The 20,308-nt window shown below is 73.7% G+C and carries 1 pseudogene; it reads left to right on the top strand.

Features of this window, described 5'->3' with window-relative positions:
- Positions 1 to 43: 43 nt before the first annotated feature.
- Positions 44 to 20,155: pseudogene (locus Q3Y56_RS11755) on the top strand (type I polyketide synthase); the annotation flags it as partial.
- Between the last annotated feature and the right edge of the window lie 153 nt (positions 20,156 to 20,308).

Below are 20,308 nucleotides of genomic sequence, written 5' to 3'. Positions count from 1 at the left end.
AGGCCCAAAGCGGAGTACGTACACACATGACAACCCCAACGACAAACTCGTTGAAGCGCTGCGGGCCTCGCTGAAGGAGACCGACCGGCTGCGGCGGCAGAACCAGCAGCTCACCGAGGCGTCCCGGGAACCGATCGCCATCATCGGCATGAGCTGCCGGTTCCCCGGCGGCGTGCGCTCCCCCGAGGAGCTGTGGCAGCTCGTCGCGGGCGGCCAGGACGCCGTCTCCGGCTTCCCGGACGACCGGGGCTGGGACATCGCGTCGCTGTACGACCCCGACCCGGAGCACGCGGGCACCTTCTACGCCCGCGGCGGCGGCTTCCTGCACGACGCCGACCGGTTCGACCCGGACTTCTTCGGCATCTCGCCGCGCGAGGCCCTCGCGATGGATCCGCAGCAGCGGCTGCTGCTGGAGACCTCCTGGGAGGCGTTCGAGCGGGCCGGGATCGACCCGGCGTCGATACGCGGCTCCCGCGCGGGCGTGTTCGTCGGCGCCTCCGCCCAGGCGTACGGGGCGGGCGAGTACGACCTGCCGGAGGGCGTCGAGGGCCACCTGCTCACCGGCACCGCCTCCAGCGTCGTCTCCGGACGGCTCAGTTACGCCTTCGGCCTCGAAGGCCCGGCGGCCACCATCGACACGGCCTGCTCGTCCTCCTCGGTCGCCCTCCACATGGCGGTCCAGGCGCTGCGGCACGGCGAGTGCTCGCTCGCCCTCGCCGCCGGTGTGACCGTACTGTCGTCCCCGGACGTCTTCGTGGAGTTCAGCCGCCAGCGCGGGCTGTCCGCCGACGGCCGCTGCAAGTCCTTCGCGGCCGCCGCCGACGGCACCGGCTGGTCCGAGGGCGTCGGTGTACTGCTCGTGGAGCGTTTGTCGGACGCGCGCCGCAACGGCCATCAGGTGCTGGCCGTCGTCCGCGGCTCGGCCGTCAACCAGGACGGTGCCAGCAACGGCCTGACCGCCCCCAACGGCCCCGCCCAGCAGCGCGTCATCCGCCAGGCCCTGGAGAACGCCCGGCTGTCCGCCGCCGACGTGGACGCGGTCGAGGCGCACGGCACCGGCACGACGCTCGGCGACCCGATCGAGGCCCAGGCGCTGCTGGCCACGTACGGCCAGGACCGCCCGCAAGGGCAGCCCCTGTGGCTGGGCTCCCTCAAGTCGAACATCGGCCACACCCAGAACGTCGCAGGCGTCGCGGGCGTCATCAAGATGGTCATGGCCATGCGCCACGGCGTGCTGCCGCGGACGCTGCACGTGGACGAGCCGACCCCGCACGTCGACTGGGCGGCGGGCGAGGTGTCGCTGCTGACCGAGGCCCGGCCGTGGCCGGAGACCGGCCGGCCGCGCCGGGCCGGTGTGTCGTCGTTCGGCGTCAGCGGCACCAACGTGCACACCGTCATCGAGCAGGCGCCCGAGGCTGAACCGGCCACGGCGCAGCCCGCGTCCGGCGCCGCGACTGACACGTCCGGCGCCGCGACCGATACGTCCGGCGCCGCGACCGGCACGTCCGCCGCTGCCTCCGCCGCCCTGCCGCCCGTCCTGCCGTGGGTGCTGTCCGGGCGCGGCGGCGCGGCCGCCCGCGCCCAGGCCGCGCGGCTGCGGGACTTCCTGCGCGCCACCGAGGCCGGACCGGGTGCCCCCGGCATCGCCGACATCGGATACTCGCTGGCCACCACCCGCGCCGCGTTCGACCACCGGGCGGTCCTCATCGCGGGCGACGAGGGCGGCTTCCTGGCCGGGCTGGACGCCCTGGCCGAGGAAACCACCGCACCCGGCCTGGTCCAGGGCTCGCCGGTGACCGGCAAGCTCGCCTTCCTCTTCACGGGCCAGGGAAGTCAGCGGCTGGGGATGGGCCGTGAGCTGTACGCGGCGTATCCGGTGTTCGCGGAGGCGCTGGACGCGGTGTGCGCGGAGCTGGACGCCCACCTTGAGCGGCCGTTGCGCGATGTGCTGTTTGGGGAGGACGGCGGACTGCTGGATCAGACGGGGTACACACAGCCCGCGTTGTTCGCGGTCGAGGTGGCGTTGTTCCGGCTGGTCGAGGCGTGGGGGCTGCGGGCGGACTTCCTGTCCGGGCATTCGATCGGTGAGTTGGCGGCCGCGCATGTGGCGGGTGTGTTGTCGCTGTCGGATGCGTGTGTGCTGGTGGCGGCGCGTGGCCGGCTGATGCAGGAGCTGCCTGCCGGTGGCGCGATGGTCGCGGTTCAGGCGTCGGAGGCGGAGGTGTTGCCGCTGCTTTCCGACCGGGTGAGCATCGCCGCCGTCAACGGTCCGACGTCGGTGGTCATCGCGGGCGACGAGGACGTGGCGCTGGCGATCGCGGGGTCCTTGGAGGCTCAGGGCCGTAAGACGAAGCGGCTTGCTGTCAGCCATGCGTTCCATTCGCCGCGTATGGACGGGATGGTGGAGGCGTTCCGTGCGGTCGCGGAGGGCCTGTCGTATGAGGCGCCGAAGATCCCGATCGTGTCGGGTCTGACCGGTGGCGTGGTGGCCGCCGAGGAGATCACGACCGCCGGCTTCTGGGTGCGGCACGTCCGTGAGTCCGTCCGCTTCCTCGACGCCGTCCGCACGCTCGAAGCACAGAAGGTCACCACCTTCATCGAGTTGGGGCCGGACGGGGTGCTGTCCGCGATGGCGCAGGAGTGCGTCGCCGGTGAGGGTGCCGCGTTCGTGCCCGTCCTGCGCAAGGGCAGGCCGGAGGCCCAGGCCCTGACCACCGCCCTCGCTCACGCGCACGTCCGCGGCGTGGCGCTGGACTGGGAGCGGTTCTTCGCCGGGACCGGCGCGCGCCGCGTCGAGTTGCCGACGTACGCCTTCCAGCACCAGCGGTTCTGGCTGGAGCCGGGAGCCCGGGTCGGCGATGTGACGTCCGTGGGCCTGGAAGCGGCGGACCACCCGCTGCTGGGTGCGGCCGTGCCGCTCGCCGTGACCGACGGCTTCCTGTTCACCGGGCGGCTCGGCCTCGACACTCACCCGTGGCTCGCCGACCACACCGTCATGGGGTCGGTGCTGCTGCCGGGTACGGCCTTCGTGGAGCTGGCGATCCGCGCGGGCGACCAGGTCGGCTGCGACCACCTGGACGAACTGGCCCTGGAGGCCCCGCTGGTGCTCCCCGCGCGGGGCGGGGTGCGGATCCAACTGGAGGTCGGGGCGCCGGACGACGCCGGGCGCCGCCCGGTCACCGTCTCCTCCCGTACCGAGGATGCCCCCGAGGCGCCGTGGACCCGGCACGCTGTCGGCGTCCTTGCCACCGGGGCGCGGCAGCCGTCGTCCGAACTGGCCGAGTGGCCGCCGCCCGGCGCCGAACCGGTCGGCACCGACGGGCTCTACGCGGAACTCGCCGCGGCCGGGCTCCGGCACGGACCGGTGTTCCAGGGCCTCGCGGCCGCCTGGCGGCGCGGCGCCGAACTGTTCGGCGAGGTACGGCTGCCCGAGGACACCGAGCCGGGCGCGGGCCGCTTCGCCCTGCACCCGGCGCTGCTGGACGCCGCGCTGCACCCGGCGTACGGCTGTGACGGCGCCCGGCTGCCCGAGGTGTGGCAGGGCGTGTCCCTGCACGCGGTGGGCGCCGCCGCGCTCCGTGTGCGGATCGCCCCCGCCGGAGACGGCACGCTGTCCCTGACGCTCGCCGACGCCACCGGTATGCCGGTGGGCACCGTCGACAGCCTGAGCCTGCGCCCGCTGCCGGAGGGCGCGTCGGGCGCGTCGGGCGCCTTCGGCGCCGACCAGGGCGGCGCGTACCGGCAGCACCTCTACCACCTCGACTGGGTGGCACCGCGCGCGGCCGAGGCCGGGCCGTCCGCCGACATGGGGACGGTCGTCCTGGGCGAGGACCCCTTCGGCCTGGCCGAGGCACTGGCCCAGGCCGGTCTCGCCACCGCCTCCTACCCGGACCTGGCGGCTCTGGGCGCGGCCGTCGACGCGGGAGACATCGCCGCGCCGGACCTCGTCCTCGCCACGTTTGCCGCCCCGTACGCGCCGTACGCCCCCGAAGAGCTCGTCGAAGCCGCACACCAGGCGGCGCACCGCGCCCTGGACCTGGTGCGGAACTGGACGACCGACGAGCGCTTGGCGGGCGCCCGACTGGCCGCGGTGACCCGCGGCGCGGTCGCGGCCGCACCCGATGACGACGTCACCGACCTCGCACACGCCGCCCTGTGGGGCCTGCTGCGCACGGCCGAGACCGAGAACCCGGGCCGCTTCGCCCTGATCGACGTCGACGCAGACGCCGCGTCGGCCGCCGCCCTGCCCGGCGCCCTGGCGCTGGCGGCACTCGGCCACGCCGAGGGAGAACCGGAACTGGCACTGCGCGCGGGCCGCACGCTGGCACCGCGCTTGGTCCGCGCCCCGGCGCACGACTCGGCGCGCGGCGAGGCGGCGAGTGGGCCCAACGGGCCCACTACCGCCGCCGAGTCCGGCCTGGCCACCGGTGTGGCCGCCCAGGATGATGCCGCCGATGAGCCCGGTGGCGCCGGTCGCCTCCCCGAGTTCGACCCCCGCGGCACCGTCCTCATCACCGGCGGCACCGGCACCCTGGGCCGGGTCGTCGCGCGGCATCTTGTCGCCGAGCACGGCGTACGCCACCTGTTGCTCACCAGTCGTCGCGGCGACCAGACCCCCGGAGCCGCCGAACTCGCCGCCGAACTCGGTGCGCAGGGGGCCGAGGTCACGTTCGCCGCATGCGATGCCGCCGACCGCGGCGCCCTGGCCGCGACCCTGGCCGCCGTCCCCGCCGAGCACCCGCTCACCGCCGTCGTCCACACCGCCGGCGTACTGGACGACGGCACGGTGGCGGCTCTGACCGCCGACGCGCTCGACCGCGTCCTGCGGCCCAAGCTCGACGCCGCGTGGCACCTGCACGAGCTGACCCGCGACCTCGACCTGTCGGCGTTCGTCCTGTTCTCGGCCGTCGCCGGCACATTCGGCAACGCGGGCCAGGCCAACTACGCGGCGGCCAACGTCTTCCTCGACGCGCTCGCCCAGCACCGGCACGCCCACGGGCTCCCCGCCACCTCCCTGGCCTGGGGCCTGTGGGCCGAGGCCAGCGGCATCACCGGCGGCCTGCGGGACGCCGACCTGGCGCGCATGGCACGGCACGGCATGGGCGCGCTCGCCGACGACGAGGGCATGGCGCTGTTCGACGCGGCGCTGGTCGACGCCGCCCGCGGCACCGGTCGCGCCGCGTTGGTCCCCGCCCGCCTGGACCTGCCGGCGATGCGCACCGCCATCGGCACGGACCCGGTCCCCGCCCTGCTGCGCGTCCTCATCCGCACGACGCGGCGGCGCGCCACCGCCGACGACCGGGCCGCGGCGGGCTCGTCCCTGGCCCAGCGGCTGCTCGGACTCTCCGCGCCGGAGCGCCGGCGCGCGCTGCTCGACCTGGTCCGCACCCAGGTCGCGGCGGCGCTGGGACACGCCTCCCGGGACACCGTCGAGCCGGGCCGGGCCTTCAAGGAGCTGGGCTTCGACTCGCTGACCGCCGTCGAGTTCCGCAACCGGCTGGCCACCGCCACCGGGCTGCGCCTGCCCACGACGATCGTCTACGACCACCCGAACCCCGCCGCCCTCGCGGACCACCTGCGCGCCGCGCTCCTCGGCGAGGAGGCCGACCGGGACGCCGAGCAGGACGCCGCGGCCGCGGGCAGCGTGGTCGTCGACGCCGCGGACCCCATCGCGATCGTCGCGATGAGCTGCCGCTACCCCGGCGACGTGCACACGCCCGAGGACCTGTGGCAGCTCGTCGCCACCGGCACGGACGCGGTCTCCGGCTTCCCGGTGAACCGCGGCTGGGAGAGCTGGGAGAACCGAGAGAGTCGGGAGGGCCGAGAGAGTCGGGAGGGCCGAGAGAGTCGCGAGAGCCGGGAGAGCCGGGAGCGCCGGGAGAGCCAGGCCGCCGGTGACGGCGCGGCCACGGATCCGGCCGACGCCGACTACGCCCGCACCGGCGGCTTCCTGCACGACGCGGACCGCTTCGACGCGGCGTTCTTCGGCATCTCGCCGCGCGAGGCCCTCGCCATGGACCCGCAGCAGCGCCTGCTGCTGGAGACCTCCTGGGAGCTGTTCGAGCGCGCGGGCATCGACGCGGACACGCTGCGCGGCAGCCGCGCCGGGGTGTTCGTGGGCGCCGCCCACAGCGGCTACGACGCGGGCCTCGAAGAGGCCGGGGCCGAGGTCGCCGGGCACGTCATGACCGGCAACGCGGGCAGCGTCATGTCCGGGCGGATCGCCTACGCCTTCGGCCTCGAAGGCCCGGCGGTGACGGTGGACACCGCGTGCTCGTCCTCGCTCGTGGCGCTGCACTGGGCCATCCAGGCGCTGCGGAACGGCGAGTGCTCGATGGCGCTGGCGGGTGGTGTCACCGTCATGTCGACACCCGGCACCTTCACCGAGTTCAGCCGCCAGCGCGGGCTCGCCGCCGACGGCCGCTGCAAGCCGTTCGCGGCGGCGGCGGACGGCACCGGCTGGGGTGAGGGCGTCGGCATGCTGCTGGTGGAGCGGCTGTCGGACGCCCGCCGCAACGGCCACCCGGTGCTGGCCGTCGTACGCGGCTCCGCCGTCAACCAGGACGGTGCGAGCAACGGTCTGACCGCGCCCAACGGCCCGGCCCAGCAGCGCGTCATCCGGCAGGCGCTGGCCAGTGGCGGGCTGTCGGCGGGCGACGTGGACGTGGTGGAGGCGCACGGCACGGGCACGACGCTCGGCGACCCGATCGAGGCGCAGGCGCTCCTGGCCACGTATGGCCAGAACCGGCCCGAGGACCAGCCGCTGTGGCTGGGTTCGGTGAAGTCCAACATCGGCCACTCCCAGGCCGCGGCCGGTGTCGCGGGCATCATCAAGATGGTCATGGCGATCCGCCACGGCGTGCTGCCGCGGACGCTGCACGTGGACGAGCCGACGCCGCACGTGGACTGGTCGGCGGGGGAGATCGCGCTGCTGACGGAGGCGCGGGAGTGGCCGGAGACCGGCGGTCGTCCGCGCCGGGCCGGTGTGTCCTCGTTCGGCATCAGCGGCACGAACGCGCACACCATCATCGAGCAGGCGCCCGCTGCCGAGGCGACGGAGGAGCTGCGGCAGCCGCCCGCCAAGGCATCCTCCCCACTGCCGCCGGTGCTGCCGTACGTGCTGTCGGCGAAGGGCGCGGACGCGCTCCGGGCGCAGGCGGAACGGCTGCACGCGCGGGTGGCGGCAGAACCCGTAGTCGAACTCACCGACGTCGCCTACACATTGGCCACGGGCCGCGCCGCTCTCGACCAGCGCGCCGTGCTGGCCGCAGGCGACCGGGAAGACCTGCTCCGGGGCCTGGCTGCCCTGGCGGCGGGAGAGGCGACGGCACAGGGCCTCGTGCGGGGCTCGGTGACCGGCGGCGAGACGGCGTTCCTGTTCACGGGGCAGGGCAGCCAGCGGCTCGGTATGGGCCGTGAGCTGTACGAGGCGTATCCGGTGTTCGCGGAGGCGCTGGACGCGGTGTGTGCGGAGCTGGACGGGCATCTCGAACGTCCGTTGAAGGACGTCCTGTTCGGGGAGGATGCCGGGCTGCTGGATCAGACGGGGTACACGCAGCCCGCGTTGTTCGCGGTTGAGGTGGCGCTGTTCCGGCTGGTCGAGGCGTGGGGGCTGCGGGCGGACTTCCTGTCCGGGCACTCGATCGGCGAGCTGGTGGCCGCGCATGTGGCGGGTGTGCTGTCGCTGTCGGACGCGTGCGCGCTGGTGGCGGCGCGTGGCCGTCTGATGCAGGAGCTGCCCGTCGGTGGCGCGATGATCGCGCTCCAGGCGTCGGAGGACGAGGTACTGCCTCTGCTCTCCGATCGGGTGAGCATCGCCGCGCTCAACGGCCCGACGTCGGTCGTCATCGCGGGTGACGAGGATGCGGCGCTGGAGATCGCGGCGCGGTTCGAGGCTGACGGCCGGAAGACCAAGCGGCTGGCCGTCAGCCACGCGTTCCACTCGCCCCGTATGGACGGGATGGTGGAGGCGTTCCGGGAGGTCGCGGAAGGGCTGTCGTACGAGGCTCCTCGTATCCCCATCGTCTCCAACCTCACCGGCGCCGTGGTGTCCGCCGAGGAGATCACCACCGCCGACTTCTGGGTCCGGCACGTCCGCGAGGCCGTGCGTTTCCTCGACGGCGTCCGTACGCTCGAAGCCCAGGGTGTGACGACCTTCGTCGAACTCGGCCCGGACGGCGTGCTGTCCGCGATGGCGCAGGAGTGCGTGACCGGCGACGGCGCGGCCTTCGCCCCCGTCCTGCGCAAGGGACGCGCCGAGGCCGAGACCCTCACCGCCGCCCTCGCGCAGGCCCACGTCCGGGGCGCCGGTGTGGACTGGGCGGCGTACTTCGCCGGGACCGGCGCCCAGCGCGTCGAGCTGCCCACGTACGCCTTCCAGCGCCGCCGCTACTGGCCGGAGGAGCCGGTACGGGACCTCGTGGCCGACGGGGTCGACGGCTGGCGCTACCGCGTGACGTGGAAGCCGCTGGCCCTGCGCGGCACGGCGCGGCTCTCCGGGGTCTGGCTGGTGGCCGTCCCCGAGGGCGGTGCGGTCGAGGAGTGGGCGGCCGGGGCCGTACGGACGCTGTCCGCGCGCGGTGCCGAGGTCCGGCGGGTCGAGATCGGCGCCGAGGACCGGGCGGCTGTGGCCGAGCTGCTGCGTACCGCGATCGCCGATGGGGCGGTGGCGGGCGTGTTCTCGCTGCTCGCCGTCGACGACGCGGACGGCGCGTATGACTCGAATGGCGCAGACGACTCGGACGACGCGGTCGGCGCCGCCGGGCTGTCGCGCACGGCCGTCTTGGTGCAGGCGCTGGGTGATGCCGGAGTGGACGCGCCGTTGTGGGTGGCCACGCGGGGCGCGGTGTCCGTGGGCCGCTCGGACGCGGCTGCGGATCCGGTGCGGGCGCGGGTGTGGGGTCTGGGCCGGGTCGCGGCCCTCGAACTCCCCGAGCGCTGGGGCGGTCTGGTCGACCTCCCCGGGACGGTGGACGACCGGACCCTGGCGCGGCTGGCGACGGTACTGGCCGGAGCGGGGGACGAGGACCAGATAGCGGTCCGCCCCGCTGGTGTCCTCGGCCGCCGGCTGGCCCGCGCCGCCGCGGGAGCCGTGGCGGAGTCCGAGGCGTGGCGGCCGCGTGGCTCGGTCCTGGTGACCGGAGGCACGGGCGCGCTGGGCGCGCAGGTGGCCCGCTGGCTGGTCGACAACGGCGCCGAGCATGTGGTGCTGGCCAGTCGCCGTGGTCTTGAGGCGCCGGGTGCGGCGGAGTTGTGTGAGGAGTTGGCTGCGTCGGGTGCGCGGGTGACGGTGGCGGCGTGTGACGCGGCCGACCGGGAGGCGCTGGCGGGGTTGTTGTCCGGGCTTCCGGCGGAGTTCCCGTTGACGGCGGTCTTCCACGCGGCGGGTGTGCTGGACGACGGTGTGTTGGACGGGCTCACGCCTGAGCGGTTCGACACCGTCTTGCGGGCGAAGGCCGGGGCCGCGGCCAACCTGGACGCGCTGACGCGTGAGCTGGGCTGCGACCTGTCCGCGTTCGTGCTCTTCTCCTCGATCAGCGGCACGGTCGGCGCGGCCGGGCAGGCCAACTACGCGGCGGCGAACGCGTTCCTGGACGCGCTCGCCGAGCGGCGCCGGGCGGATGGGCTTCCGGCGACGTCGGTCGCCTGGGGGCCGTGGGCCGAGGGTGGCATGGCCGCCGACGAGGTGCTTGAGCAGCGGATGCGGCGTGCCGGGTTGCCGCCCATGGACGCCGGGCTCGCGTTGGGCGCGCTCCAGCGGGCGCTGGACCTGGACGAGACGACCGTCACGGTCGCGGACGTCGACTGGGCGCGGTTCGCCCCCGGCTTCACCGCCGTACGGCCGAGTCCCCTGCTGGCGGACCTGGCCGAGGTACGGCGCGCCGCGACGCGTCGCGCGGACGCCGCGCGGGACGCGGCCGGGCACGGCCACGGACCTGACGCCGGGGCCGCCGAGACGGCCTCCGCACTGACCCGGCGTCTCATCTCCCTGCCCTCCGAGGCGGAGCGCAGGACCGCGCTGCTCGACCTCGTCCGCACGCACGTCGCGGACGTCCTCGGCCACGTGGACGTGGCGGACGTCGCGGAGGACCGGGCGTTCAGGGAGATCGGCTTCGACTCGCTGACCGCCGTCGAACTGCGCAACGGCCTCAACGCCGCGACCGAGCTGCGGCTCCCGACCACGCTCATCTATGACTACCCGAACCCGGTCGCCCTCGCAGGCCACCTCTTCACCGAACTGCTCGGCGAGCAGGCCGCCGTCACCGGTCCCGCCGTCACGGCGGTGGTGGCCGAGGACCCCATCGCGATCGTGGCGATGAGCTGTCGCTTCCCCGGCGGGGTGCAGACGCCCGAGGAACTGTGGCGGCTGCTCGTGTCCGGAGAGGACACGATCGCGGGCATGCCCGCGGACCGCGGCTGGGATGTGGAGCGGCTGTACCACCCGGACCCGGACGTCGAGGGCACCTCGTACGCCCGCGAGGGCGGCTTCCTGGACGCCGCGGCCGACTTCGACCCGGCGTTCTTCGGCATCTCGCCGCGCGAGGCCCTCGCGATGGATCCGCAGCAGCGGCTGCTGCTGGAGACGTCGTGGGAGGCGTTCGAACGGGCGGGCATCGACCCCGCCACCCTGCGCGGCAGCCAGGCCGGCGTGTTCGTCGGCACCAACGGCCAGGACTACCTCTCCCTGCTGCTGAACGCACCCGAGGGACTTGAGGGCCACATGGGCACGGGCAACGCGGCCAGCGTGGTCTCCGGCCGCCTGGCGTACACCTTCGGCCTGGAGGGCCCGGCGGTGACGGTGGACACGGCGTGCTCGTCGTCGCTGGTCGCCCTGCACTGGGCCATCCAGGCGCTGCGCAACGGCGAGTGCTCGCTGGCGCTGGCCGGCGGTGTGACCGTGATGTCCACCCCAGGCATCTTCGTCGACTTCAGCCGTCAGCGCGGGTTGGCGGCCGATGGTCGGGTCAAGGCGTTCGCGGCGGGTGCGGATGGTACGGGCTGGGGTGAGGGCGTGGGCATGCTGCTGGTGGAGCGGCTGTCGGACGCGCGCAGGAACGGGCATCCGGTGCTGGCGGTCGTGCGCGGTAGCGCCGTCAACCAGGACGGGGCCAGTAATGGGTTGACGGCGCCGAATGGTCCGTCGCAGCAGCGGGTGATTCGGCAGGCGCTGGCGAGTGCTGGGTTGTCGGCGGGCGATGTGGACGTGGTGGAGGCGCACGGTACGGGTACGAAGCTGGGTGACCCGATCGAGGCGCAGGCGCTGCTGGCCACGTACGGCCAGGAGCGGGACGGCGACCGGCCGTTGTGGCTGGGCTCCATCAAGACCAACATCGGGCATACGCAGGCCGCGGCGGGTGTCGCGGGTGTGATGAAGATGGTGCTGGCGATCCAGCACGGGCTGCTGCCGCGGACGCTGCACGTCGACGAGCCGACGCCGCATGTGGACTGGTCGGCGGGCCAGGTCGCCCTGCTCACCGAACCGGTGGCGTGGCCGGAGACCGGGCGGCCGCGCCGCGCGGGCATCTCCTCGTTCGGCTTCAGCGGCACCAACGCCCACGCCATCATCGAGCAGGCACCGGCTGTCGGGCAGGAGGACGCGGCGGCGGACACGGACACCGGCTCGATGCCGCCGGCGGCCCTGCCGGTGATCCTGTCGGCCAAGAGTCCGGACGGGCTGCGCGCACAGGCCGACCGGCTCCGCACCCACCTGGCCACCGCGCCGGACGCCGCCCTGACCGACGTCGGGTACTCGCTGGCCGTCGGCCGCGCGTCCTTCGAGGAGCGCGCGGCGGTGGTGGGCGGTGACCGGGACGGTCTGCTGGCGGGATTGGCTGCGTTGGCGGAGGGCCGTGGTGCGGCTGGTGTCGTCACGGACACGGTCGTGGCGGGCAAGGTGGCGTTCCTGTTCACGGGGCAGGGCAGTCAGCGGCTCGGCATGGGCCGTGAGCTGTACGAGACGTATCCGGTGTTCGTTGAGGCGCTGGACGCGGTGTGCGCGCATCTGGACGGGCACCTGGAACGGCCGCTGCGGGACGTGCTGTTCGGGGACGACGCGGGGTTGTTGGATCAGACGGGGTACACGCAGCCTGCGCTGTTCGCGGTCGAGGTGGCGCTGTTCCGTCTGGTGGAGGCGTGGGGGCTGAGGGCGGACTTCCTGTCCGGGCACTCGATCGGTGAGCTGGCGGCTGCGCATGTGGCGGGTGTGCTGTCGTTGGAAGACGCGTGCACGTTGGTAGCGGCTCGTGGGCGTCTGATGCAGGAACTGCCCGTCGGTGGCGTGATGATCGCGGTGCAGGCGTCCGAGGACGAGGTAGTGCCGCTGCTGACCGAGCGGGTGAGCATCGCCGCCGTCAATGGGCCCACCTCGGTCGTCATCGCCGGTGACGAGGACGTGGCGCTGGAGATCGCGGCGCGCTTTGAGGCACAGGGCCGGAAGACCAAGCGGCTCACGGTCAGTCACGCGTTCCATTCCCCATGCATGGACGGGATGGTGGAGGCGTTCCGTACGGTCGCGGAGGGGCTGTCGTACGCGGCTCCGCGCATTCCGATCGTGTCGAATCTGACCGGTGGCGTGGTCTCCACCGAGGAGATCACCTCCGCCGACTTCTGGGTCCGGCACGTCCGGGAGGCGGTCCGCTTCCTCGACGGCATCCTCACGCTCGAAGCGCAGGGTGTCACGACGTACGTCGAACTCGGCCCGGATGGGGTCCTGTCCGCGATGGGGCAGGAGTGCGTGTCCGGCGATTCCGCTGTCTTCGTACCTGTCCTTCGGAAGGGCAGGCCGGAGGCCGAGGCGCTGAATACCGCCGTCGCCCGTGCGCATGTGCGCGGTGTGGCGGTGGACTGGGACGCGTACTTCGCGGGGATGGGCGCCCGGCGGGTCGAGCTGCCGACGTACGCCTTCCAGCGGCAGCGTTACTGGCCGAACGTGTCGTGGCTGTCGCTCGGTGACGTCACCGCCATGGGTCTGGGCGAGGCCGCGCACCCGCTGCTGGGAGCCAGTGCCGAACTGCCCGACGCGGACGGTCTGCTGTTCACCGGCCGTCTGGCGCTCTCGACGCACCCGTGGCTCGCCGATCACACCATCTTGGGCAGTGTCCTGTTGCCGGGGACGGCGTTCGTGGAGTTGGCGGTCCGGGCGGGGGACCAGGTTGGTTGTGATCTGCTGGAGGAGTTGACGCTGGAGGCTCCGCTGGTGCTGCCGGAGCGGGGCGGTGTCCAGTTGCGGTTGGCGGTCGGTGCGGCTGACGAGTCCGGGCGTAGGCCGCTCACGCTCCACTCCCGGCTGGAGGACCTGCCCGCCGAGGAGCCGTGGACGCGCCACGCCAGCGGTGCCCTGGTCGCTGACGCGCGACCGCGGGCGTCGTTCGACCTCAGCGCGTGGCCTCCCGCCGGTGCGACGGAGGTGGAGGTCCACGAGCGGTACGACCACCTGCTGGACATCGGCTTCGCGTACGGGCCCGTGTTCCAGGGCCTGCGCAAGGCATGGCAGCGCGATGGCGAGGTGTTCGCCGAAGTAGTGCTGCCGGAGACCGCGTCGGAGGAGGCGGGCCGGTTCGGGCTGCACCCCGCGCTGCTGGACGCCGCGCTGCACGCGCTCGGACTCGGGGGACTCGGCGGTACGGAGGACCAGGGACGGCTGCCGTTCGCCTGGACAGGGGTGTCGCTGCACGCGAGCGGCGCCGCCGCCCTGCGCGTCCGTCTGGCACCCGTGGGAACCGACGGAGTGCGGCTGGAGATCGCGGACGGCACGGGCGCGCCGGTCGCGGCTGTGGAGTCGCTGGTCCTGCGCCCGGTCTCGGCCGAGCAGCTGCGGACCGCCCGTACGACGCACCACGAGTCGCTGTTCCAGGTGGAGTGGACCGAGTTGGCGGGCGCGGTCGAGCGGGGGAGCGGGGGCGGCCGTTGGGCCGTTCTGGGCGCCGATCAGCTTGGACTGACGGCTGCCGCCGGTGCCGAGGCGGCGGTGTACGCGGACCTCGCGGCGCTGGCGGAGTCGGTCGCGTCGGGTGCCCCGGTGCCGGAGGTCGTCTTCGTATCGCTGTCGGGGCGTGGTGGCGGCAACGAGGGTGTGGCCGCCGCCGCGCACCGTCTCACCGCCGACGCGCTCGCGCTGGTGCAGGACTGGCTGTCCGATGAGCGCTTCGCGGACGTGACGCTGGCCGTGCTGACCTCGGGGGCTGTGGCCACCGGGGCGGGCGAGCCGGTGGCCGATCCGGCGGCCGCGGCCGTGTGGGGTCTGCTGCGCTCGGCGCAGTCGGAGAACCCCGGCCGGTTCGTCCTCGTCGACGTCGACGACCATGAGGAACCGCTGCGCGCGCTGCCTGCGGCTCTGGCCTCGGGAGAGCAGGAGATCGCGGTACGGGAGGGCGCCCTCAGGACGCCGCGCCTCGTCCGCGCCCAGTCCGCGGCCGACACCGGCGACGCGGATGCTGCCGCCCCGGTCTGGCACCCCGAGGGCACGGTGCTGGTCACGGGCGCCAGCGGCTCGCTGGGCGGTCTGTTCGCCCGCCACCTGGTGGCCGAGCACGGCGTACGGCGTCTGCTGCTGGTCAGCCGACGCGGCGAGCAGGCACCGGGCGCGGCCGAACTGGCCGCCGAACTGGCCGAGTCCGGCGCCGAAGTGCGCTGGGCCGCCTGCGACGTGGCGGACCGGGAGGCACTGGCCGCCGTGCTGGCGGCGATCCCGGCCGACCACCCGCTGACCGGCGTCGTCCACACCGCCGGTGTGTTGGACGACGGCGTCATCGGCTCGCTGACGCCCGAGCGCCTCGCGCATGTGATGCGTCCGAAGGTGGACGCGGCGTGGAACCTGCACGAGCTGACGCAGGAGCTGGACCTGTCGGCCTTCGTGCTGTTCTCTTCGGCCGCCGGTGTCTTCGGTGGGCCTGGTCAGGGCAACTACGCCGCTGCCAACGTCTTCCTGGACGCGCTGGCCGCCCACCGCGCGGCCCGTGGCCTGCCCGCGACCGCGCTGGCGTGGGGGCTGTGGGCCGGTGGCGGTATGGGCGACAGCCTCGACGAGGCCGACATCGCCCGTATGCGGCGGGCCGGTGTGCCCCCGCTGCCCGTGGCGGAAGGACTGCGGCTCTTCGACACCGCGCTCCCGATGGGAGCCGCGTCGCTGGTGCCGATGCGCCTGGACCTCGGCGTGCTGCGTACGCAGGCGTCGACCGGTGCGGTCTCGCCGTTGCTGCGGGGTCTGGTGCGGGTCCCGGTGCGGCGCGCCGTCGAGGCGGCGGTGACTGGTGAGTCCGGTCTGGTGCAGCGGCTCCAGGGGCTGTCGGTGGCCGAGCAGGAGCGGACGCTGTTGGAGTTGGTCCGTACGCAGGTGGCGACGGTGCTCGGTTACGCGGGTCCGGAGACCATCGGTTCCGGGCGGGCGTTCAAGGAGCTGGGCTTCGACTCCCTCACCGCTGTCGAACTCCGTAACCACCTCAACGCGGTGACCGGGCTGCGGCTGCCTGCCACGCTCGTCTTCGACTACCCGGACCCGATCGTCCTCGCCCGCCACCTGCGCACCGAGCTGGTGGGGGATCGTTCCGCGGACCTCGCCTCCGTGGCCACGGTCGCTGTGGCTGACGATGATCCGATCGCCATTGTCGGCATGAGCTGCCGCTACCCGGGCGGCGTCACCAGCCCCGAGGAGCTGTGGCAGCTCGTGACGGGTGCGGTGGACGCCGTCTCCGGTTTCCCGACCGACCGCGGCTGGGACCTGGACGCGCTGCACGGCGACGATCCCGCCCAGGCGGGCACCAGCACGACCATCGAGGGCGGCTTCCTCTACGACGCCGCCGACTTCGACCCGGACTTCTTCGGCATCAACCCGCGCGAGGCCATGGCGATGGACCCGCAGCAGCGGTTGCTGCTGGAGACGTCGTGGGAGGCGTTCGAGCGGGCGGGTATCGACCCGGCGACCGTACGCGGCAGCAAGACCGGCGTCTTCGCGGGCGTCATGTACCACGACTACATCTCCCGGCTGCCGGCCGTCCCCGAGGGCCTGGAGGGCTATCTGGGCACGGGCACGGCGGGCAGTGTGGCCTCCGGCCGGATCGCGTACACCTTCGGGTTGGAAGGTCCGGCGGTCACGATCGACACGGCGTGTTCGTCGTCGCTGGTCGCGCTGCATCTGGCGGCGCAGGCGCTGCGGAATGGCGAGTGCTCGCTGGCGCTCGCCGGCGGTGTGACGGTGATGGCCACCCCGGACACCTTCGTGGACTTCAGCCGCCAGGGCGGCCTGTCCGGCGATGGCCGCTGCAAGTCGTTCGCGGCCGCCGCCGACGGTACGGGGTGGTCCGAGGGTACGGGCATGCTGCTGGTGGAGCGACTGTCGGACGCGCGCAGGAACGGGCATCCGGTGCTGGCGGTCGTGCGGGGCTCGGCGGTCAACCAGGACGGGGCCAGTAATGGGCTGACCGCGCCCAACGGCCCGGCCCAGCAGCGCGTCATCCGGCAGGCGCTGGCCAGTGGCGGATTGTCGGCGGGCGACGTGGACGTGGTGGAGGCGCACGGTACGGGTACGACGCTGGGTGACCCGATCGAGGCGCAGGCGCTGCTCGCCACCTACGGTCAGGACCGCCCGGCGGGGCAGCCGCTGTGGCTCGGCTCGCTGAAGTCCAACATCGGCCACACGCAGGCCGCCGCCGGCGTCGCGGGCATCATCAAGATGGTGATGGCCATGCGGCACGGCGTGCTGCCGCAGACGCTGCACGTGGACGAGCCGACGCCGCACGTGGACTGGTCGGCGGGCGAGATCGCGCTGCTGACGGAGGCGCGGGAGTGGCCGGAGACCGGCGGCCGCCCGCGCCGGGCCGCCGTCTCGTCGTTCGGTGTGAGCGGCACCAACGCGCACACCATCATCGAGCAGCCCCCGGCCGTGGAGGAGCGTGAGCGTGACTCGGACGCCCGTACGTCGCCCCGGCCGCCCCTGCTGCCGTGGATGCTGTCGGGCAAGACCGAGGCCGCACTGCGCGGCCAGGCCGAGCGGCTCCGAGCCCACCTCGGCACCGGCACTGGCACCGGGACCGGGACCGGCACCGGGACCGGCACCGACCTGGACGCCACGGACGTGGCGTACTCGCTGGCGACCGGCAGGGCGGCGCTGGAGCGCCGCGCCGTGGTGGTCGCCGACGACCGTGACGGACTGCTGCGCGGCCTGGACGCCCTGGTACGGGGAGAGTCCGCCCCCGGTCTGATCGAGGGCGCGACCGCCGAGGGCAAGGTGGCGTTCCTGTTCACGGGGCAGGGGAGCCAGCGCCTGGGGATGGGGCGCGAGTTGTACGCGGCGTACCCGCTGTTCGCGGAGGCGCTGGACGCGGTGTGTGCGGAGCTGGACCGGCACGTTGAGCGGCCGTTGCGTGGCGTGCTGTTCGGGGAGGATGCTGGGCTGCTGGATCAGACGGGGTATACGCAGCCCGCGTTGTTCGCGGTCGAGGTGGCGTTGTTCCGTCTGGTGGAGGCGTGGGGGCTGCGGGCGGACTTCCTGTCCGGGCACTCGATCGGCGAGCTGGCCGCCGCGCATGTCGCCGGGGTGCTGTCCCTGGCGGACGCCTGCACGCTGGTGGCCGCGCGCGGTCGTCTGATGCAGGAACTGCCCGCCGGTGGCGCGATGATCGCGCTCCAGGCGTCGGAAGACGAGGTGCTGCCTCTGCTGACCGAGCGCGTGAGCATTGCCGCGCTCAACGGTCCGGCGTCGGTCGTCATCGCGGGTGACGAGGATGTGGCGCTGGAGATCGCCGGGTCGTTTGAGGCGCAGGGCCGTAAGACGAAGCGGCTGACCGTGAGCCATGCGTTCCATTCGCCGCGTATGGACGGGATGGTGGAGGCGTTCCGGGAGGTCGCGGAGGGGCTGTCGTACGAGGCGCCGCGCATTCCGATCGTGTCGGGCCTGACTGGTGGCGTGGTGTCCGCCGAGGAGATCGCGACCGCCGATTTCTGGGTGCGGCACGCTCGCGAGGCGGTCCGTTTCCTTGACGGCGTGCGGACGCTGGAAGCGCAGGGCGTCACCACGTACGTCGAACTCGGCCCGGACGGTGTCCTGTCCGCGATGGCGCAGGAGTGCGTGACCGGCGACGGCGCGGCCTTCACCCCCGTACTGCGCAAGGGACGTCCCGAGGCGGAAGCGCTGACCGGCGCACTCGCCCGCCTGCACACCCGCGGCGTCGCCCTGGACTGGGCCGCGTTCTTCGCCGGGACCGGCGCGCGGCGCGTGGAACTGCCGACGTACGCGTTCCAGCGGCAGCGCTACTGGGTGGAGATCGCCGAGGACCAGCTCCGGGAGAGCGGTGCCGGCGGTGTCACCACCTCGGATGCGGACGTGGTCGACGCCCGGTTCTGGGAGGCCGTGGAGCGCGAGGACCTGGAGGGCCTCGCCGGGACCCTGGAGACCGAGGGCGCCGACGAACTCTCCTCGCTGGGCGAGGTGCTGCCCATGCTGTCGTCGTGGCGGCGGCAGCAGCGCGAGCGCGCCACCGTCGACGGCTGGCGCTACCACGTGACGTGGAGGCCGGTGGGTGATCGGTCCGTGGGGGTGCTGTCCGGGCGTTGGCTGGTTGTCGTGCCCGCTGGCGGAGTTGCTGAGGAGTGGTACGGGGGCGTGGAGCGGGTGCTGTCCGCGCGGGGTGCCGAGGTGGTGCGGGTCGAGGTCGGGGCCGAGGACCGTGCGGATGTGGCCGGGCTGCTGCGTACGGTGGCTGTCGCGGACGGTGCGGATGGTGCCGTGGCGGGTGTGCTTTCGTTCGTCGCCTTCGGCGGAGCCTTGCTGCGTACGGTGGCGCTGACGCAGGCGTTGGGTGATGCCGGGATCAGCGCGCCGTTGTGGGTGGCCACGCGGGGTGCGGTGTCGGTGGGTCGCTCCGACACGGCGGTGGATCCGGTGCAGGCGCGGGTGTGGGGTCTGGGCCGGGTCGCCGCCCTCGAACTCCCCGGGTCCTGGGGCGGTTTGGTCGACCTTCCCGAGGCTGTGGATGACCGGGCGTTGTCCCGGTTGGTGACCGTGCTGGCGGGTGGTGGCGGTGAGGACCAGGTCGCGGTCCGCTCCTCCGGTGTCTTCGGGCGGCGTCTGTCGCGGGCTTCGGTGCCGTCGGCCGATGGGCGCGTCTGGCGTCCGGGGCCGGGTTCCGTGCTGGTCACGGGTGGTACGGGTGCGCTGGGTGCGCAGGTGGCCCGTTGGCTGGTCCGTCATGGTGCCGAGCATGTGGTGCTGACGAGCCGTCGTGGTCTTGAGGCGCCGGGTGCGGCGGAGTTGTGTGAGGAGTTGGCCGCGTCGGGTGCGCGGGTGACGGTGGCGGCGTGCGATGCGGCCGACCGGGGGGCGCTGGCGGGGCTGCTGTCCGGGCTTCCGGCGGAGTTCCCCTTGACGGCGGTCTTCCATGTGGCCGGTGTGCTCGACGACGGTGTGCTGGACGCGCTCACGCCCGAGCGGTTCGACACCGTGCTGCGGGCGAAGGCCGAGGCCGCCGCGCATCTCGACGCGCTGACGCGCGACCTGGGCTTCAACCTGTCCGCCTTCGTCTTGTTCTCGTCGATCGCCGGGTCCATGGGCGCGGCGGGTCAGGCCAACTATGCCGCTGCCAATGCCTATTTGGACGCGTTGGCCGAGCGGCGCCGTGCGGACGGGCTCGTGGCGACGTCGGTCGCCTGGGGTCCGTGGGCCGAGGGTGGCATGGCCGCGGACGAGGCGCTTGAGCAGCGGATGCGGCGTGCCGGGGTGCCGCCGATGGCGGCGGAGCCGGCGATCGCCGCGCTGCACCGGGCGCTGAACCTGGACGAGACGACCGTCACGGTCGCGGACATCGACTGGGCGCGGTTCGCTCCCGGCTTCACGGCATCGCGCCCGAGCCCGCTGCTCGCGGACCTCCCGGAGGCCCGTAAGGCGCTGGAGAGCGGCGCGGACGCCGCCTCCGATAGGGCGGCGGCAGGCGACGACGCGGACCGGTCCTCGCTGGCCGAGCGGCTCGCCGGACAGTCGGCCGCGGAGCGCGAGCGGACGCTGCTGGAACTGGTGCGGTCCGCCGTGGCGGACGTGCTGGGGCACGCCGACGCGGCGGCGGTCGAGGAGAGCCGTGCGTTCAAGGAACTGGGCTTCGACTCGCTGACCGCCGTGGAACTGCGCAACCGGCTGAACACCCTCATGGGCCTGCGGCTGCCGCCCACCCTGGTCTACGACTACCCGACGTCGACGGCGCTCGCCGCGTACCTCCGGACAGAACTCCTGGGCGAGACAGAGCAGGACGCGGAGGAACAGGAAGGAGCTGTCGCTGCCCCGGCCGTGGCCCCCGCCGTGGCGGACGACCCGATCGCGATCGTG

Source organism: Streptomyces sp. XD-27, from assembly GCF_030553055.1.
Classification (GTDB): Bacteria; Actinomycetota; Actinomycetes; order Streptomycetales; family Streptomycetaceae; genus Streptomyces.
The sequence above is the reverse complement of the archived record's forward strand: the minus strand, read 5'-3'. Positions and strand labels throughout refer to the sequence as shown.